This window comes from Sulfitobacter pontiacus (assembly GCF_040790665.1).
In the GTDB taxonomy this organism is placed as follows: domain Bacteria; phylum Pseudomonadota; class Alphaproteobacteria; order Rhodobacterales; family Rhodobacteraceae; genus Sulfitobacter; species Sulfitobacter pontiacus.
The window spans coordinates 2528951-2547963 of the sequence record NZ_CP160849.1 but is presented as its reverse complement, the minus strand read 5'-3'; the positions used below and the strand labels follow the sequence as shown (position 1 = coordinate 2547963).

Genomic DNA, 19013 nt, shown 5'->3' with positions numbered 1-19013 from the left:
GCCTGACGCAAGTGATATGCCCCGTCCGTCGCCAGACGGGGCAGAACAGGGTTTAGTGCTTGGCGTTGATCGCTTGGGCTTCGTCGATGTTTTCCTGACCAACGTCTGCGGTGAACTCTTCCCAGACGGGCTTCATCGCGGTGACCCAGGCTTCGCGCTGCGCGTCGTCCAGTTCACGGACCACACCGCCGGCATCGATGATCGCCTGTTTCGCTTCGGCGTTCACTTTGGACGATTCCGCGTTGCGGGTGTCGGTCACTTCTTGAACGATGGTCGCCAGCTGGTCACGCACATCGGCATCCAGGCTGTCCCACCAGTCGGTGGAGGTCACAAGCATGTAGTCCAGAACACCGTGGTTGGTTTCGGTTGTCCCGTCCTGCACCTCAAAGAACTTCTGGCCGTAGATGTTGGACCAGGTGTTTTCCTGACCGTCGACAACGCCGGTTTGCAGCGCGCCGTAAACTTCCGAGAAGGCCATCGGCTGGGGCGATGCGCCCATTGCCGCCATCTGGGCCTTCAGCACGTCAGAGTTCTGGACGCGGAATTTCAGACCATTGGCATCCGACGGCACGTTCAGCGGCTTGTTCGCCGACATCTGCTTCATGCCATTGTGCCAGAACGCCAGACCCAGCAGGCCACGGCGCGTCATGGATTCTTTCATCGCAACACCGGTATCGGAGTTCTGGAACTCGTCTACAGCGTTGATGTCCTTGAACATGAAGGGCAGATCGAAGATGCGGAATTGCTTGGTAAACTGCTCGAACTTCGACAGCGACGGCGCGGCCATCTGAACGTCGCCTTGCAGCAGCGCCTCTAGAACCTGGTCATCGTTGTACAGCGTGGAGTTCGGGAACACTTCCATGCAGGCTTTGCCGTTCATCTCGTCATTGACGCGCTGTTCCAGCAAGGACGCGGCGATGCCTTTGGGGTGACGGTCTGTGTTGGTCACGTGGCTCAGCTTGATGACGACTTCGCCATCGTCGCACGCCGCGGCAACAGCACCGGCGCTTACGGAAAGGGTCATAGCCACCAGAGTGGTTGTCAGGAATTTCATGTGATGTCTCCTCCCAGAGAACTGTTTTTCAAGTCTCGGCATCCGGTCGTTCCAAATGCGGTGGCGTTACTAGAGCGTTATTTTGCCGACCTCACAAGGAAGAGAGATTGAAAGATGCGGATCGCGTTAAATATATTATTTATCAAAGCGTTGGTCTATTTAGTTAAGGTTACAAACCAACCCACCGCACGCTACCTGTGCGGATAACCGCACAGCGCGCAGCGCAGTTGTGCGAAAATCCGCACAGGCTAGCTGCGAAAGTCCTCGGGCCGAATCCCGTAGCGGGCCAGCTTGTCATAGAAGGTCTTGCGCGGCAGTTTCAGCGCCTGCGCCGCCGCACTCGCCTGCCCCTCGGCACGGCGCAAGGCCGTGCGCAGCAGGGATTGTTCCACCTGCGCCATCTGGTCCGCCAGCCCGAGGGTCGCATCCGGCGTCACCTCGTCCGAGACCCCCATGACAAAGCGCATCGCTTCTGACATCAGCGCGCGCGCGTTGCCGGGCCAGTCCCGCGCCATCAGCCCCGCGATCATTTGCGGCGTCACTTCGGGCGGCTGCACGCCCGACTGCTCTGCCGCCTGATCGACGTAGCGGCGGAACATCGTGGCGATATCCTCGGGGCGTTCAGCCAGCGACGGGATGCGCACGGTCATGACCTCGAGCCGGTAATAGAGATCCGCGTGGAACTGCCCCTCGGCCACCAATGACTGTAGCTCCCGCGCGCTGCCCGCAATGAGACGCACATCGGGCACCTGCTCAAGCGCTTCGATCAGGCTCAGCTGGGTCTGCGCGGGAAGCTGCGCGACCTCGTCGAGAAACAGGCACCCGCCCGAGGCGGCGTGCAGCGCATCGCTCACATCATCGGGACTAAGCCCCGCGGCAGCACGTTTGACGAAGGGCCCTTTGGAGCGGCGCGAGGATAGGTGGATCACCTCTGACACCTTCGAAATACCAGACCCCGACGGGCCGGTGACCAGCACCTCGGCATTGGCCTGCGCCACGCGCCGCACCTTGTCGCGCAGCCGTTCTGACAGATCCGACGACCCGAAAATCATCCGCGCCGCCGGATCGCCGGTTTCCACGATATGCAGCAGCCGACGGTTTTCCAGCACCAGCGCGCGGGTTTTCAGTGCGCGTTCAATCACGGTGACCAGCGCGGCGGGGGCGCAGGGTTTTTCAAGGAAGTCAAAGGCCCCGGCCTCCATCGCGCGCACGGCCATGGGGATGTCACCTTCGCCTGTCAGCAGGATCACCGGCAGGTCGGGATCCTGTTCATGCGCATAGGCCAGCAGGTGAAACCCGTCGCGCCCGGGCATGCGCATGTCCGACAGGATGATGCCATCGAACCGTTCGGTGATCCTATCCTTGGCAGCCACGAACGACCCCGCGGGGACAACATCAATATCGGCAAGCTCCAGCGTCTGCGCCAGCGCCTCGCGGACAGAGGCATCGTCATCGACCAAAAGAACGGTTCTGCTCATGCCTGCCCCTCCTCGCCCGTATCGGCGCGTTCCAGCGTGACAGAGAACATCGCACCGCCCGCGTCAAGGTTGGTGCCACGGATCCCCCCGCCAAAGCTTTGCACAATCCCGTAACTGATCGACAGCCCCAGCCCCATGCCCCCCATCGCACCCTCGGCACCGCCGCCTACGGATTTAGTCGTGTAGAACGGGTCGAACACCTTGTCCGGCATCTCGATCCCCGGTCCGGTGTCGCGGAACTGCACCCGCACGGGGTCGGCGGGATCGATTGTGATGCTCAGATGTTTGGTGTCGCTGCTGCTCATGGCATCGACGGCGTTGGTGATGAGGTTGACAAAGACCTGCCCCAAGCGCACCTCGCCGCCGCGCACCCAGACGGGGGCATTGGCGGGCTGGTAGTCAAGGGTCACGCCTGCGTCGCGCAGATAGCTTTGGGTCAGCTCCACCGCGCTGGCGACCACGCGGGTCACATCGACGCGGGTCTGCGGCACGCTTTCCTGCCGCGCAAAGGCCCGCAGGTTCTGGATGATCCGCGCCATCCGGTCGGCCATCTGCGAGATGCGGGTCAGGTTTTCAGCCGTCCTGTCGGGGCGGTCACGTTCAAGGAACTGCACCGCGTTTTCCGCAAAGGACCGGATCGCCATCAGCGGCTGGTTCAGCTCGTGGCTGATGCCCGCCGACATCTGGCCAAGCGCCGACAGCTTGCCCGCCTGCACCAGATCCGCCTGCGCGCGGCGCAGGGCGGCCTGCGCCTCTTCCCGCTCGGTCGCTTCGCGGCGCAATTCGGTGTTGCTGGCGTTCAGTGCGGCGGTGCGTTTGGCGACCTGCCGCTCAAGCGCCGCGTTCGCCTCTGACAGGGCGCGGCGGCGCTCGGTCGCGAGAAACAGCAGCGCGCCAAAGGCAAGGCAAAGCGCAGCCACCGCCGCCGCCTGTGCCCGTGCCAAACGTTGCGCGCCCTCGATATCCAGCAGCACCTCGCCCGTCATCCCCACCACCGGCAAGGCGCGGGTCAGATGCAAGGCGGCGTCCGGCAAATACGGCCCCCAGCCCATATGCCAGATCTCGTGGCCACGCACGTCAGACACCGCGAAATCCAGCGCCGCACCATCTGGCGGCACCAGCCCCTGCGCCGCACGGGGACGCGCCCAGAACAGCAGCTCTGACCGGTTGGCGATCTGGACGACCCCGTCGGTATCGGTGAAGAACGCCGCCGGATTGCTGCCGCGCCAGTCATAATCGATGCCGTTCAGATCAGTCGACACCACAACGGCGCCGCGCACCTGCCCGTCGGGCGCGAAGACAGGGGCGGCGTGGAAATAGGCGCGGTCGGTCAAGGGCGCGGCGGGGCCATGCCCCCAGCCAAGCGCACCGCGCAAGGCCCGCTGAACAAAGCGTTGATCCGCCCGTGGCACCCGCACCGCTTCCGCGCCAAGTGCCGCGACGATCACATCGCCGGATCGGTCAAGCACCTGCACATCCAGCGCCGTGGTCTTATCCGCCACCTCTTGCAAAAACGCCTGTGCCTCGACCGCCGGACGCCGGTCCAGCACCTGCGCCACCTGCGGGTGATCCGCCAGAAACACCGCCAGATCACGGTACCGCTGCAACTGCCCGACCAGACGGTCGCTGACCAGCGACAGATCCGCCTGCCCCCGCGCGCGCAGCTGGTCCAGCCCTTGCAGATAGGCATAGCGCCAGACCCCGCCGGAGAGGACCGACACGGTGATCAGAAACAGCACAAAGGTCGCGACGCGGCGGCGCATTCCGGAGGTCATGGCGTTATTTGGCACAGACCCGCTTGCAAAGACCAGAGCCGCAGCTATTGCTAGGCCCCATGAAAACACTGAACCTTTCCCCGCTTGATCCCGACTTCGTCCAAAACCCCTATGCCGCCTATACGCGCGCGCGTGCGCAGGGCCCCGTGCTGTTCTGGCAAGACTACGGGATGATGGCCGCTTTTGATGCGGCGACGGTGCAGGCCTTGCTACGTGACCGCCGTTTGGGCCGCGAGACCCCTGCCGACCAGCGCAAGCCCACGCCCGATCACATGCGCGACTTCTATGCGGTGGAAGACCAGTCGATGCTCGAGCTTGAGCCGCCAACCCACACCCGTCTGCGCGGGTTGGTGCTGCGTGCCTTTACCTCGCGCCGGATTGCCGGTCTCGCCCCCGAGATCGAAGAGATCGCCCAAGCCCTGCTGGCCGACCTGCCCAAGGGCGAGGCCTTTGACCTGATCCCCGCTTTTTGCACCCAATTGCCCGTGCGCATCATCGCGCGGCTGCTTGGCGTCCCCGAGGATATGTGGCCCGACCTGCTGCGCTGGTCCAATGATATGGTCGCCGTCTACCAGATCGGCCGTACCCGCGCGACCGAAGAGGCCGCCAATACCGCTGCCGCAGATTTCACCGCCTTCCTGCGCCGCTATGTCAATGAGCGTCGCCAAGACCCGCGTGACGACCTGATCACCCAGTTGATCGCCGCCGAAGAAGACGGCGAAAAACTGAGCACGGATGCGCTGATCGGCACGTGTATCCTGCTGCTGAATGCAGGGCACGAGGCGACAGTACACGCGCTTGGCAACGGGATCGCCTGCTTGCTCGAAAATAACACGCCCGCCAGCGCCCTCGCCCCCGATGCGATCAACGCCACCGTTGAAGAGATCCTGCGCTACGACCCGCCCCTGCATGTCTTTGAGCGTTTCGCCTACGAGGATATCGAACTGGGCGATGTAACGCTGGAAAAGGGCCGCAAAATTGCACTGGTGCTGGGGGCCGCGGGTCGCGATCCCGCGCTTTACGACCAGCCCGATGTATTCGACCCGACCCGTCCGGCCAAGGCCCATGCGGCCTTTGGCGGTGGTTTGCATTTCTGCGTCGGCGCGCCCCTGGCCCGGCTGGAAATGCAGATCGCGTTGCGTGCGCTTTTTGACCATGCGCCGAACCTGCAACTGGCCGCGCCACCGCGCTTTGCCAATACCTACCATTTCCACAAGCTGGATCGGCTGATGGTGACGATCTAAGTCGCGCCTCCCCGCGCCACGGCGTTACAGCGGCAGCATCGTGGTGGATTTGATCTCTTCCATCGACAGCAGCGCTGTGACGTTGTGCACGCGGACCTCTGAAATCAGCGCCTGATAAAAGGCGTCATAGGCGCGGGCGTTCTTGACGCGGACCTTCAGGATATAGTCGATGTCCCCCGCCAACCGGTGCGCCTCTTGCACTTCGGGACGGTTTTTCAACGCCTTGAGGAACGCCGCCTGCCAGTCGGCCTCGTGGGACGACGTGCGGATCAACACGAAGAAACACGCCTCGAAGCCAAGCGCCTCTGCATCCAGCACAACCGTATGCTGCCCGATCACCCCTGCCTCGCGCAGTTTACGAATCCGGTTCCACACAGGGGTCTTGGAACTGCCGACCTCGCGCGCGATATCGTCCAAGGACTGGCTGGCATCGCGTTGTAACTGCGCTAGAATTTTCCGGTCCACGTCATCGATCCGAACGTCCATTCTGCTTTTCCTTCACTCTGTGGTCTGTTGTTCTGTTTGCGAGGCTGAATGGAACGTACGTCCTTATATCCCCAGACACCTAGCGCCTTATTGGAATTATTTCCTATATAGAGCTCAAGCTAAGCGCAAGGACCGAACCACATGGATCATTTCCCAATCTACCTGTCCACCAAGGGCCAGCGCATCGTCTTGTCAGGCGGTGGCGAAGCGGCTTTGGCCAAGCTGCGCCTGCTGCTCAAGACCGAAGCCAAGATCAGCGTCTTCGCCCCGACCCCCGCGCCCGAGATCGCGGCATGGGCCGATGCGGGCCGCCTGACGCTGCACACCCGCGCCCTGCGCCACGGCGATGTGCTGTGTGCGAAACTCTTCTACGCTGCCGATGAAGACGAGACCGAAGACGCCCGCACCGCCGCGATTGCGCGTGCCGAAGGGGCCTTGGTCAATATCGTCGACAATCTGCACGACAGCGCCTTTATCACCCCCGCCATCGTCGACCGTGACCCCGTGACCATCGCCATCGGCACCGAAGGCGCGGCCCCCGTGCTGGCCCGTGCGATCAAGGCTGATCTGGAAGAGCGCCTGCCCACAACGCTGGGGACGCTGGCGCGGATCGGCAAGGGTTTCCGCAAGATGGCCGACGCCCTGCCCTTTGGCCGTCCGCGCCGCGATTTCTGGCGCGACTATTACTTTGCCGCCGGCCCCCGCGCCGTGGCGGATGGCAAGGCCGCCGTCGAAAACGCGCTGAACACGCTGCTGGCCGACCACCAGACCCGCGCCGCACGCGCCGGTCACATCGCTTTTGTCGGTGGCGGCCCCGGGGACCCCGAACTGCTGACCCTCAAGGCGCGCCGCGCATTGGACGAGGCCGATGTGGTGATCTACGACCGGCTGGTCAGCCCCGAGATCCTCGAACTCGCCCGCCGCGAGGCGCTGATGATCGACGTGGGCAAGGAAGGCTTCGGCCCCTCTACCGCGCAGGAAACCATCAACGATCTGCTGGTCGAACACGCGCAGGCGGGTGCCCAGGTGGTCCGTCTGAAATCCGGCGACGCCACCATCTTTGGCCGCCTGGACGAAGAGATCGACGCCGTGGATGCCCATGGCATCGGCTGGCATATCGTGCCGGGGATCACCTCTGCCTCTGCCGCCGTCGCAACCATCGGGCAAAGCCTGACGAAACGCGGGCGCAACGCCTCTGTCCGGTTCCTGACCGGCCATGACATGAAAGGGTTCGCCGATCATGACTGGGCCGCTTTGGCCCGCCCGGGCGAGGTCGCCGCGATCTATATGGGCAAGAAATCCGCGCGGTTCATCCAAGGCCGCCTGCTGATGCACGGGGCCGATCGCAGCACGCCTGTCACGCTGGTCGAAAATGCCTCGCGCGCGGATCAGCGGATTGTCGAGACCACGCTGGACCGTCTGCCCACCGACCTGAACGCGGCCAATCTGACCGGCCCCGCCCTGACTTTCTATGGGCTGGCACCCCGTGCCGCCGCCCGCGCCACCACCGAATTGTTTCAAGAGGAGATGGCATAATGGCCAAGCCCTTCACCCCCAAAGTCGTCACCGCCAATGCCTTGCTGGAAGGCGACGTGATCTACCAGACCGCCACCGGCTGGACCCGCAAACTGGAGGAGGCCGAAGTCCTGACCGACGAGGCCGTCGCCGATGTGCGTCTGGTCGATGCGATCCAGCAAGCCGATCTGACCGTCGGGGCCTATCTGGCTGATGTCGACACCAGCACAGACACACCCAAGCCATCGCATTTCCGCGAAGCATTCCGCGCCAAGGGTCCAAGCAACTACACCCACGGCAAGCAGGAGGTTCAATAATGTACAGCCACACCGAATTTGACGATGCCTTCATCGCCGAACGCAACGCACAGTTCCGCGCACAGGTCGAACGCCGCATCGACGGCTCCCTGACCGAGGATGAATTCAAGCCCCTGCGCCTGATGAACGGGCTCTATCTGCAGTTGCATGCCTATATGCTGCGGGTCGCGATCCCCTATGGCACGCTCAGCAGCCGCCAGATGCACAAGCTGGCCGATATCGCTGCCAAATGGGATAAGGGCTACGGCCATTTTACCACGCGCCAGAACATCCAGTACAACTGGCCCCAGCTGCGTGATGTCCCCGATATGCTGGACGCGCTGGCCGAGGTGAACATGCACGCTATCCAGACCAGCGGTAACACCATCCGCAACGTGACTGCCGACCATTTCGCCGGTGCCGCCGCGGATGAAATCGCTGATCCGCGCCCTGTGGCCGAACTGATCCGGCAGTGGTCCACCGACCACCCCGAATTCCAGTTCCTGCCGCGCAAGTTCAAGGTCGCTGTCTCTGGCGCGCCCCATGACCGTGCGGTGATCAAGGCCCATGACATCGGCCTGCAAATCGTCGAGAAAGACGGCGAGATCGGCTATCAAGTCATCGTCGGCGGCGGCCTTGGCCGGACCCCGATGATCGGCAAGGTGCTGTATGACTTCGTCAGCTCCGAAGACCTGCTGCCCACGCTCGAGGCCATCGTCTCGGTCTATAACCTGTTGGGCCGCCGCGATAATAAATACAAAGCGCGGATCAAGATCACCGTGCATGAGAACGGCATCGACGACATCCGCGCACGGGTGGACGCCCGCTATGCGCTGATCCGTCCGCAGTTCACCGGCGTCGACCAGCAGATGCTGTCGCGGATCGAGGCGGATTTCGCCAGCCCGACGTTCAAGACCGCCCCGACGGACGCCTATACTGCTGCCTATGACAGTGATCCGGTGTTCAAAAGCTGGGCCGACACCAACCTGACCGACCACCGCGATCCGTCCTACGCGATCGTGTCGATCAGCCTCAAGGCCCATGGCAAGACCCCGGGCGACGCCACCGCCGAACAAATGCACCGTATGGCTGAACTGGCGGCCGAATACGGCCATGACGAACTGCGCATCAGCCACGAGCAGAACGTGATCCTGCCCCATGTGCACCGTGGTGACCTGCCTGCGCTGCACGCGGCGTTGAAAGAGGTCGGCCTGGCCACGGCCAATATCGGCCTGATCAGCGATATCATCGCCTGCCCCGGCATGGACTACTGCGCGCTGGCGACAGCCCGCTCGATCCCGATTGCCCAGGAAATCGCGACCCGCTTTGACGAGCTGAAGCTGGAACACGATGTCGGTCCGCTCAAGATCAAGATCTCGGGCTGCATCAATGCCTGCGGCCACCACCATGTGGGCCACATCGGGATTCTCGGGCTCGACCGCGCCGGTGTCGAAAACTACCAGATCACTCTGGGCGGTGACGGCACCGAAAACGCCGCCATCGGAGAGCGCGCCGGTCCGGGCTTTTCCGCCGACGACATTATTCCGGCGATTGAACGGTTGGTAAAGGGTTACCTCGACCTGCGCAGCGACGCGGACGAGACCTTCTTGCAAACCTATCGTCGCCTCGGTCTTGCCCCGTTCAAGGCCGTCCTCTACCCGGAAGCACAAGCCAATGCCGCGTGATCAACTGACACTTCCAAATGGGGAAAAAATCCTCCCCGAAGGGCCGGACCGCGTCGCAGCGCTGACCCGTCAGGTGGAAAAGCTGAACGATGGCCTGCGCCATCACAGCGCCACCGACGTGCTGCGTGCCGCGATCGATAACGTGCCCAATCTGGCGCTTGTCTCAAGCTTCGGGGCGGAATCCGTCGCCCTGTTGCACCTTGCCTCTATGGTGAAACGCGATCTGCCGGTGTTGTTCATCGACACAGAGATGCTCTTTGCCGAAACGCTGGTCTATCAGCAAGAGCTGAGCGAACGGTTGGGGCTGCGCAATGTGCAGACGATCCGGGCGCAGGACGTGGCAGAGAAAGACCCCGATGGGACGCTGCATCTGCGCGACCCGGACGCCTGCTGTGCCTTCCGCAAGACCGTGCCCCTGCAGCACGCGCTAGAGGGGTTCGACGGTTGGATCACGGGGCGCAAGCGGTTCCAGTCCGGCACCCGCGCCAGCCTGCCGTTCTTCGAGGTCGAAACCCCCGCCGATGCGCCTGCGCGGATCAAGGTGAACCCGCTGGCCCATTGGCAGGCCTCCGACGTGTCGGACTATATCGACGAGAACCGCCTGCCCCGGCACCCGCTGGTGGCCCAAGGCTACCCCAGCATCGGTTGCGCCCCCTGCACCACCAAGGTGAAACCGGGCGAAGACCCCCGCGCCGGCCGCTGGAGAAACATTGAAAAAGAAGAATGCGGCATCCATTTTGTCGATGGCAAGATGGTCCGCACAGGAGCAAAGACATGACACAGTTGATCAATGATCAGGGGTTTGTGGCGGATGATTTCGCCACGCCCTACGCCCCCTTCGATGCTGCTGAAGGCGTGGAAGCCGGTGCGACCGCCCTTGACGTCCCCTCTGACGTGCAGCCGGAAACGATCCCTGTGGATGGTGCGATCTCAATGATCCGCGTCGCCTTCCCCAGCTCGGCCGACGGGCGTGGCTTTACCATCGCGCGCCAGTTGCGGTTGCGCGGCTACACCGGGCGGCTGCGGGCGCATGGGCATGTGATTGCAGACCAATACGCCATGGCGCGCCGGTCGGGCTTTGACGAGGTCGAGATCCCCGATGATCTGGCCGCGCGTCAACCGCAGGACCAATGGCTGGCCCGTGCAAACTGGCAAGAGCATAATTATCAGGCGCGTTTGCGCGGCTGATCGGGGTTTTCGCCCCAAGATGCTTTCCCTGCCCCCTCCCTTCCCCTAGAGAAAGGCTGCGTGCCGCGATCCGCGCGTAGATGAAATTATGACCGAGCAGAATGTAGTGACCCAAACCGACGCCAAACCCGTACCCACGTTGCCTGACGCGCAGACCGTGACTTCTGTCAAACACTGGACGGACCGGCTGTTTTCCTTCCGCGTGACCCGCCCTGCGTCCTTGCGCTTTCGTTCGGGCGAGTTTGTGATGATCGGCCTGATGGGCGACCCGCACCCCGAGACCGGCAAGCAAAAGCCGCTGCTGCGCGCCTATTCCATTGCCTCGCCATCCTGGGACGAAGAGCTGGAGTTCTATTCGATCAAGGTGCAGGACGGCCCGCTGACCTCGAAGCTGCAACACATCCAGCCCGGCGACCAGATCATCCTGCGGCCCAAGCCCGTCGGTACGCTGGTGCATGACGCGCTGCTGCCCGGCAAACGTCTGTGGCTTTTCGCCACCGGCACAGGCTTTGCACCCTTTGCCTCGCTGCTGCGCGAACCGGAAACCTACGAGAAATTCGACCAGATCATCATGACCCACACCACCCGCGATGTGGCCGAGCTTGACTATGGCCGCACGCTGGTCGAGAGCCTTGCCGATGATCCGCTGATCGGCGAGATGATCGGCGACAAGCTGGTCTACTACCCCACCACCACCCGTGAACAAAGCCCCAAGATGGGCCGCATCACCAATCTGCTGCAGGACGGCACGGTGTTCAAAGACCTCGGCATCGACGGTATCAGCGCCGACACCGATCGCGGCATGGTGTGCGGGAGCCTTGAATTCAACAAGGACATCAAGGAGGTGCTTGAAGGTTTCGGGCTAGAGGAAGGGGCGAACTCCGACCCCAAACACTACGTCGTTGAAAAGGCCTTTGTCGGCTGATCCGATGCAGCGGTGCCCTTGCAAGGGGCACCACAGATAAAACAAAAGCCGCGCTCTCTTTCGAGGCGCGGCTTTTTCATGTCTGGCGGATCGGCTTTGCGTGGGCCGCGCTTAAAGCGCCAGCGCCTCGCGGATCCGTGCGAGGATCGCGCGCAGGGCATCGGGGTTTTCACCGGCGGTGACCAGCCCTTGCTTCAGCAGCGCTTTTTGCGTGGCGGGCAGATCAGAGGTGTCAATCATGGTTTGCACCTTCTCCAGATCAAAGCCATCGACGGTGGTCAACTGCTCTGGCGTATTGGCATCGGCGGTGACGTCGGCCTGAACTTCTGTATCGGCTGCAGCCCCCGCATCTGTGCTCGCCTGTGCATCTGTCGCGGCTACGGCGGCGGCTTCTTCCTCTTGTACCGCTGCGGCGTCTGCTTCGGCTTGCGGGTCAGCGGCGGGTGCCGTGCCCGCTTGCGTGGTGCTGGCGGCATCGCTTGCCTCTGAATCGCTGGCAGCCATGGCATCGGCCTCTGCGCTGGTGGAAACCTCCGCGTTGCCTTCTGCGGTATCATTCGCCGCTTGCGTTGCATTCTCGGCGATCTGCTTGCCCGCGTTCATGGCATCCTCGCCCGCCTCGGCCGCGGCGTCGGCCACATCCTCGGCCGCTTCCGATAGCGCGTCGGCTGCGGTATTCGCGGCCTCTGTGGTGGCTTCTACCGCCTCGGTCACTGCGCCCTCTGTTGCCTCGACAGCGTCGCCCACAGCTTCGGTCGCACTTTCCAGCGCCGCGGGAGCATTGACGGCATCCGACGCATCGGTCGCAATCTCCTGGACCGAACGGCCCGAATACAACATGTACGCGCCAAGCGCGATCACCCCTGCGATGACAATCCAGATGAGGTTTTTCATGATGCTGTGGTTCCTTTGAACTTTGTTAATCCCCTGCTGCACATACTATATGCCAACACATAGCGTCAAATGCGCGATACGCTGCTTCCCCTTGGGTAAATCCCCCAAAAATACGCGGTTTTACCCTGTATATGCGCCATTTTGCGACTTGAAGAAGACCATGAGCAGGTTTACCTTCCGTGCTCGACATCAGTACAACAATCAAAGGACGACCATCATCGCTCGCAGACCGCATAACGCGCCGCCGCAAAGAGACACCGGCCCGCGCATCAACGAAAACATCCGCGCCAACGAAATCCGCCTGATCGGTGCGGATGGTGAAAACGTCGGCGTCGTGACACCGGATCGCGCCATGGAAATGGCTGTTGATGCCGGACTTGATCTGGTCGAGATTTCGCCCAATGCCAACCCGCCCGTGTGCAAGATCATGGACTTTGGCAAATTCAAGTATGAGACGCAAAAGCGTGAAGCCGAAGCGCGCAAGAAGCAAAAGATCATCGAGATCAAAGAAGTCAAGTTCCGCCCGAACACCGATACCAATGACTATGACGTCAAGATGCGTAACGTGTTCAAGTTCCTCGACAATGGGGACAAGGTAAAGATCACGCTGCGGTTCCGCGGCCGTGAGATGGCCCACCAGAACCTTGGCCGCGAGCTGCTTGAACGCGTTGCCGAAGACACCAAAGAAGTTGGCCGCGTTGAAAACTTCCCGAAGATGGAAGGCCGCCAGATGGTCATGCTCATCGGGCCGCTGCCAAGCAAATAATTCCGGGTCTTACAGTCCCGAGACGCAAAAAGCCCCCGCAGTTTCCTGCGGGGGCTTTTCTATGTCTTGAAACTCGCGCTTACTGACGCAGCAGACCTGTGATGTTGCGCACAACCGCACGACGGTTGGCGGGTTCGGCGGTCTCGGTCGGGACTTTCAACGCGCTTTCACCGTAGCCTTGGGTGATCAGGTTGGCTGGCGGCACGTCAAAATACTCGGTCAGGGCCAATGCAACGGTTTCAGCACGACGGTCAGACAGCGCAAGGTTGTAGCCCGCATTGCCAACCGCATCGGTGTGCCCTTCCACAAGGATCACAGTGCGTGGATCATCCTTGATGGCATTGCTGATCGCGGTCCCGATCTTGGACAGCGCCCGGGCCTGTTCAGGCTGGATTGCAGCCGACCCTGTGGCAAAACGCACAGCGTCCAGCTCGATCTCTGGTGCTAGGGCGCGGACCTGACGGACATCACGTACCTGACGCAGCGAATACCGCTGGGCCTGATCCCCACGCAGCTGCGTTTGCAAAGCGGCACGCAGCGCTTCCTCGTTTTGCTGGCTGGCCAGCGTATTGGCCTGCGGACGGACCTGAGGCAGCTCATTCACCACGATACGTTCTTCGACTTGGGTGTCATCGAACAGCACATATTCATTGCCCTGTGGATCAACGTTGATCCGGCGCAATACGGTGCCGTCCCGACCCAGAATGGTCACGATCTTGCTGCCGTTAGGCTTGATCACAGTGGTGCGCGAAGAACCGTCGTTGAACGTCTCGCGGCGGACTTCGTCACCGGCCTGACGCACAAGCGCATCATCGTCTTTCAAAACGCGCAGATCCCCATTCGGATCTTCAACAACCAGACGGTCACCCGAGTTGCTCACGACCTTAGAGCCGTTGTTCAGGATCGACCCGACAGCCACAGCACCGATGCCGACAAGCAGGGCTTTCTCGAACTTGCTCAGCCCGTCGTCGTCATCCTTTTTGGCTTCGGTTTTTGCTTCGGTAGAAGTGTCACCGGTGACGGCCGTCGAAAATTCTTCGCTCGAGGCGCGCGTGTCTTCTTCGGTGATCTCTTCTACCACTACATCGGCCTTGGCTTCACCACTGTCAGCAGCGGCGGCGGCTTCGGCAGCAGCGGCTGCATCAGCGGCGCGCTGTTCCTGACGGGCCTCTTCCGCAGCCTGTTCGGCCGCCAGGTCAGCGGCGATCTGCTCTTCCGTTTGCTGCTGGGTTTCGGCCTCTGCCTGCGTTTCAGTGTCGGAAGAGCTGTCTGCCGGCACGTCGGTTTCGGCTTGGGTTTCTTCGGTCGACTCAGTCTCTGCCGGCTCGGTCTGAGCTTGCGCCTCTGCCTCTACGCCAGCATCGCTTTCAGCGGCAGGAGCATCTGCCTGTGTCTCGGCAGACTGCGCTTCAGGGCTTGCCGAGGTTTCGGCAGCCGCAGCGGCGTCTCGCTCTGCCTCTGCTTCGGCTGCAGCCTTGGCTTCAGCGTCTGCGGCGATCTGTGCGGCGACCGCATCCTCACGCTCTGCTTCGGCCTGCGCTTCGGCGGCAGCAGCTTCCTCGGCCTCGGCGGCTTGCGCGTCTGCAGCGGCCTGAGCTTCGGCGGCCTCTTCTTCAGCGGCCTGCGCGGCGGCGGCGGCTTCTGCATCGGCTGCAGCTTGCGCTTCAGCAGCTTCTGCTTCGGCTGCGGCGGCAGCGGCCTCTGCGTCGGCAGCGGCTTGCTCTTCCGCGGCGGCTTGGGCTTCTGCCGTTGCCGCGGCTTCGGCCTCGGCGGCGGCGGCAGCCTGCTCTTCCGCGGCGTCTACGGTTTCAGCGGCGGCTTCTGCATCGGGCTCGGCTTGTGCTTCGGTCTGGGCTTCCACCTCAAGACCAAGGGCCTGCGCCAGATCACCGTCGGCACGCAAGGTCATCATCTGATCCGCATCCGCCACGACACTGCCGTCAGGCAGCACGCATGGGAACACGGTTTGCTCCCCTTCGGCCACGCAGCTTTCTGTTGTCTGGGCAAAACCACCTGTGGGCAAAGCCAGCGCCAAACACATGGTCAAAGAGGTCGTCGATTTCAAAAGTTTATACATTCCTAATCCTCACGGGGTTATGGACGCCGTTCGGGCAGCGTTACGGCACAACACCGGTGCTGCAAAATCGTTCCCAACCCTGCGCAAGTGATAATCATCCAGACAGCAAAAAACCGCCCCAAGGTTTCCCAAGGGACGGTTTTCATTGAAGTATCGGGCCGCTTAGGTCAGCGCGGCAACTGCCCGTTTTGTCATCACAGCAACCAGATGCGCACGGTAGTCACCGCTGCCGTGCAGATCGCTGATCATGCCGTCACCGGGCAGGCTCAACCCCGACAGGGCATCCACGGCAAAATTCCCGCTCAGCGCGGCTTCTGCATCGCTCCACCGGAAGACGCCATCCTCCGACGCACCCGTCACAGCAACCCGCACACCGTCAGCGAATTTTGCCACAAACACGGCCACCAGCGGGAAGCGCGAGGCAGGTTGGATAAATTTCTCGTAATGCGCCTTCTCGGGGATTGGGAAACGCACTTCGGTGATGATCTCGCCCTCGTCCAGCGCGGTGGCGAACATCCCCTCAAAGAAATCATCCGCCGCGATCTCGCGCGCGTTGGTCACGATCGTCGCACCGCTGGCAAGCACCCCTGCCGGATAACAGGCCGAGGGGTCGTTATTCGCGACCGAACCGCCGATGGTGCCACGGTTGCGCACGGCCGGATCACCGATCCGCGCGGCCAGACTTGCCAATCCGGGGTAATGCGCCTCTGCCTCTTTGGCGACGGTCGCATGTACGGTACCCCCACCGATACACAGGCGACCGTCATCGCCCATACGCACACCGCGCATGTCCTCGATCCCGCTCAGCGACACCAGAACCGACGGCATCGCCAAGCGTGCCTTCAGTGTGGGGATCAGCGTTTGCCCGCCGCTCAGCGGTTGCGCCTCGTCCTGCCCCAATGCCGAGACCGCCTCGGCCACTGTCGCGGGTTTCACTACATCAAAATCATACATCTTGCGTCCTTCCAATCTCAAAGCGGGCCTTGGCCTCTGCGCCGCTCTTCATTTTGCCAATAAACTCCGGGGGCGCGGGGGCTGGCCCCCGCTTTCCCTTATTTTCTGCGCCAGAGGCACATAGCGGGCTGAACCCCGCACCTGCCCCAACCGTCTTATCCGTTCATCGCCGCCCAAACCCGCGCCGGTGTGACAGGCATGTCGATATGCCCGACATCCTTACCGCCCGATCGCATGGCGTCCAACACCGCATTCACCACCGCAGGCGGCGACCCGATGGCCCCTGCCTCACCGCAGCCTTTCACGCCCAGGGGGTTGTGCGTACAGGGCGTCTGGCACGAATGGTCAACGGTATAGAACGGCAGATCGCTGGCCCGTGGCATCGCGTAATCCATGTAGGACGCGCTGAGCAACTGACCGTCGCTGTCATAGGCGCAATTCTCCATCAGCGCTTGCCCGATGCCTTGCGCGATCCCGCCGTGGACCTGACCGCTCACGATCATCGGGTTGACGATATTGCCAAAGTCATCCGCCGCCGCAAAGCGGTCAATGGTGACATGGCCGGTTTCGGGGTCCAACTCGACCTCGCAGGCGTAGGCACCGGAGGGATAGGTAAAGTTCGACGGATCGTAGAAAGCCGTCTCTTCCAGACCCGGCTCGATATCCTCCAGCGGGTAGTTATGCGGTACATAGGCGGCCAGCGTCACATCCCCCCAAGCAACGGATTTATCCGTCCCCGCCACGGTAAAGGCCCCGTCTTTCAGCTCGATATCCCCTTCCGAGGCTTCCAGCAGGTGCGACGCGATCTTGGTCGCCTTGGCGATAATCTTTTCTGTCGCGCGGACCATGGCAGACCCGCCGACCGCGAGGGAGCGCGAGCCGTAGGTCCCCATACCCATCGGGGTGTTGGCCGTGTCGCCATGCACGATCTCGACCATCTCTTCGGGGATACCGATCATCTCGGCGATCACCTGCGGGAAGGCGGTTTCATGCCCCTGCCCGTGGCTGTGGCTGCCGGTCATCACGACCAGACCGCCCGTCGCATTGACCCGCACGGTAGCGGATTCATACAGACCCGCCCGCGCGCCAAGCTGCCCCACGAGGTTCGAGGGCGCGATGCCGCACGCCTCGATATAGCAGTTCACGCCGAATCCACGCAGCTTGCCCTTGGCCTCGCTTTCCTTGCGGCGCGCGTCGAAACCGGCGAAATCGGCGATCTCTTCAAGCTTGTCCATCGTGGCCACATAATCGCCCGTGTCATATTCCACCGCGACCGGCGTGGCATAGGGGAACTCGGTGATGAAATTCTGTCGCCGCAAGGCAATCGGGTCGACCCCAAGCTCATGGGCGCATTTATCCACCAGCCGTTCCAGCTGATAGGTTGCCTCCGGCCGGCCCGCGCCGCGATAGGCATCGACGGGCACGGTATTCGTAAACACGGCCTTTACGTTCACATAGATCAGCGGCGTCTTGTAGTTGCCCGCCATCAAGGTGCCGTGCAGCCATGTGGGCACCGACGGCGCGAAGGTCGACAGATAAGCCCCCATATTCGCGTAAGTGTCCGTGCGCAGCGCGGTAAAGTTATTGTCCGCGTCCAGCGCCATCTGGATCTTGGTCACATGGTCGCGCCCGTGGGCGTCGGACATGAAGGCCTCGGACCGGCTGGAGGTCCATTTCACCGGACGGTTACAGGCTTTGGCGGCAAAGGTGCAGAACGCCTCTTCCTGATAGTGGAAAATCTTGGTGCCAAAGCCGCCGCCCACATCGGGGGCCACGACGCGCAGCTTGTGTTCGGGGATGCCCAGAACAAAGGCCCCCATCAGCAGGCGGATCACATGGGGGTTCTGGCTGGTGGTGTAAAGCGTATGATCGCCTGTCCCGCGTGCATAGTCGCCGACGGCGACGCGCGGCTCCATCGGATTGGCGACCAGACGGTTGTTGACCAGTTCCAGCGTGGTGACATGGGCCGCGTCTTCAAAGGCCTTGTCAACGGCAGCCTTGTTCTCTTCGACAAAGCCCCAATCGTAGCAGAGGTTCGAGGTCAGATCGTCATGAACCTTGGGCGCGCCTTCCTGCACGGCCTGCTTCATATCGACGACGGCGGGCAGATCGGTGATGTCAACGACGATCGCCTCTGCCGCATCGCGGGCCTGCGACAGGGTTTCCGCCACGACAGCCGCAATCGGTTCGCCCACGTGGCGGACCTTGCCTTCGGCCAGTACGGGGTGGCGCGGCTCTTGCATGGGCTCGCCATGCTTGTCCGTGACCTGCCAGCCGCAGGGGATCGACCCGACCTCGGCGAAATCGGCACCGGTAAAGATCTTCACGACCCCCGGCATCCCCTCTGCCGCGGATGTATCGACCGAATTCAGCACCCCATGGGCGATATCCGAGCGCAGAAAGAACACATGCGCCTGTCCGTGCAGGTTGATATCGTCGGTATAATTCCCCTCACCGGTCAAAAACCGGATATCCTCGCGCCGCTTGCTGCTGGCACCAATTCCGCCGTCCTTTGGCATGGTCAATTCCTCCCTATGGGGCACGGATCGGGTCCGTACCGTCGTATGTGGCTTTTGCGTTTGGCTTTATTCTTATGTCGTCAATCTATGGGTTGCTGCGGTTCCCCGTTTGCGTGGGAAAGCGCGGTTTTCAGAATGGGTGCGCCGTGTCCTCCCG

At 62.3% G+C, this 19013-nt stretch carries 16 protein-coding genes; 8 read left to right on the top strand and 8 right to left on the bottom strand.

The window, feature by feature from the left end; all coding sequences use genetic code 11:
* Positions 1-52 precede the first annotated feature (52 nt).
* From AB1495_RS12585 to AB1495_RS12575, 3 genes are all read right to left on the bottom strand, one after another.
* Positions 53-1054 (bottom strand): DctP family TRAP transporter solute-binding subunit, encoded by a 1002-nt coding sequence (locus tag AB1495_RS12585; RefSeq protein ID WP_074635057.1) that lies wholly within the window; start codon positions 1052-1054, stop codon positions 53-55.
* Between the two features lie 248 nt (positions 1055-1302).
* Complete coding sequence (locus AB1495_RS12580) at positions 1303-2532, bottom strand: sigma-54 dependent transcriptional regulator (RefSeq protein ID WP_074635058.1); 1230 nt, start codon at positions 2530-2532, stop codon at positions 1303-1305.
* Positions 2529-4295 carry an ATP-binding protein gene (locus AB1495_RS12575; protein ID WP_074635059.1) on the bottom strand — a complete coding sequence of 589 codons (1767 nt, stop codon included), beginning with the start codon at positions 4293-4295 and terminating at the stop codon, positions 2529-2531. The genes AB1495_RS12580 and AB1495_RS12575 overlap by 4 nt, the downstream gene beginning before the upstream one ends.
* Before the next feature lie 71 nt (positions 4296-4366).
* Here AB1495_RS12575 and AB1495_RS12570 point away from each other — a divergent pair, with 71 nt between their 5' ends.
* On the top strand, positions 4367-5551 hold the full coding sequence (locus tag AB1495_RS12570; protein WP_074635060.1) for a cytochrome P450: 1185 nt from the start codon (positions 4367-4369) through the stop codon (positions 5549-5551).
* Positions 5552-5575: 24 nt separating this feature from the next.
* On the opposite strand, the gene AB1495_RS12565 is transcribed toward AB1495_RS12570, so the two are convergent.
* Positions 5576-6037: an Lrp/AsnC family transcriptional regulator gene (locus AB1495_RS12565; RefSeq protein WP_005853026.1), complete on the bottom strand. Its 462-nt coding sequence runs from the start codon at positions 6035-6037 to the stop codon at positions 5576-5578.
* 141 nt (positions 6038-6178) lie between these two features.
* Between AB1495_RS12565 and cysG the strand changes: the two genes are divergently transcribed.
* From cysG to AB1495_RS12535, 6 genes are all read left to right on the top strand, one after another.
* Positions 6179-7573 carry a siroheme synthase CysG gene (cysG, locus tag AB1495_RS12560; protein ID WP_074635061.1) on the top strand — a complete coding sequence of 465 codons (1395 nt, stop codon included), beginning with the start codon at positions 6179-6181 and terminating at the stop codon, positions 7571-7573.
* On the top strand, positions 7573-7869 hold the full coding sequence (locus AB1495_RS12555) for a DUF2849 domain-containing protein (RefSeq protein WP_074635062.1): 297 nt from the start codon (positions 7573-7575) through the stop codon (positions 7867-7869). Before cysG ends, AB1495_RS12555 begins: the two co-directional genes overlap by 1 nt.
* Positions 7869-9533 (top strand): nitrite/sulfite reductase, encoded by a 1665-nt coding sequence (locus AB1495_RS12550; RefSeq protein WP_074635063.1) that lies wholly within the window; start codon positions 7869-7871, stop codon positions 9531-9533. The genes AB1495_RS12555 and AB1495_RS12550 overlap by 1 nt, the downstream gene beginning before the upstream one ends.
* Positions 9523-10311 carry a phosphoadenylyl-sulfate reductase gene (locus AB1495_RS12545; RefSeq protein WP_005853020.1) on the top strand — a complete coding sequence of 263 codons (789 nt, stop codon included), beginning with the start codon at positions 9523-9525 and terminating at the stop codon, positions 10309-10311. Before AB1495_RS12550 ends, AB1495_RS12545 begins: the two co-directional genes overlap by 11 nt.
* Entirely contained in the window at positions 10308-10721 is a 414-nt protein-coding gene (locus AB1495_RS12540) for a DUF934 domain-containing protein (RefSeq protein WP_005853018.1), read from the top strand. The genes AB1495_RS12545 and AB1495_RS12540 overlap by 4 nt, the downstream gene beginning before the upstream one ends.
* 88 nt (positions 10722-10809) lie before the next feature.
* Positions 10810-11646, top strand: coding sequence for a ferredoxin--NADP reductase (locus AB1495_RS12535; RefSeq protein WP_064216053.1), 837 nt, complete (start codon positions 10810-10812; stop codon positions 11644-11646).
* Between the two features lie 111 nt (positions 11647-11757).
* On the opposite strand, the gene AB1495_RS12530 is transcribed toward AB1495_RS12535, so the two are convergent.
* Positions 11758-12540: a hypothetical protein gene (locus tag AB1495_RS12530; protein ID WP_074635064.1), complete on the bottom strand. Its 783-nt coding sequence runs from the start codon at positions 12538-12540 to the stop codon at positions 11758-11760.
* A 217-nt stretch (positions 12541-12757) separates the two neighbouring features.
* Here AB1495_RS12530 and infC point away from each other — a divergent pair, with 217 nt between their 5' ends.
* Positions 12758-13306, top strand: a complete 549-nt coding sequence (infC, locus tag AB1495_RS12525; RefSeq protein WP_037944998.1) for a translation initiation factor IF-3 — start codon at positions 12758-12760, stop codon at positions 13304-13306.
* A gap of 79 nt (positions 13307-13385) precedes the next feature.
* Here the strand turns inward: infC and AB1495_RS12520 are convergent, their stop codons facing one another.
* The 3 genes from AB1495_RS12520 to AB1495_RS12510 all read right to left on the bottom strand — a co-directional run bounded on the left by AB1495_RS12520 (position 13386) and on the right by AB1495_RS12510 (position 18856).
* Entirely contained in the window at positions 13386-15383 is a 1998-nt protein-coding gene (locus AB1495_RS12520) for an OmpA family protein (protein ID WP_074635065.1), read from the bottom strand.
* A gap of 162 nt (positions 15384-15545) precedes the next feature.
* Positions 15546-16337 carry a xanthine dehydrogenase family protein subunit M gene (locus AB1495_RS12515; RefSeq protein ID WP_074635066.1) on the bottom strand — a complete coding sequence of 264 codons (792 nt, stop codon included), beginning with the start codon at positions 16335-16337 and terminating at the stop codon, positions 15546-15548.
* Positions 16338-16492: 155 nt separating this feature from the next.
* The gene (locus tag AB1495_RS12510; protein WP_074635067.1) at positions 16493-18856 is read right to left on the bottom strand and encodes a xanthine dehydrogenase family protein molybdopterin-binding subunit; all 2364 of its coding nucleotides are present in this window, start codon (positions 18854-18856) and stop codon (positions 16493-16495) included.
* Positions 18857-19013 lie beyond the last annotated feature (157 nt).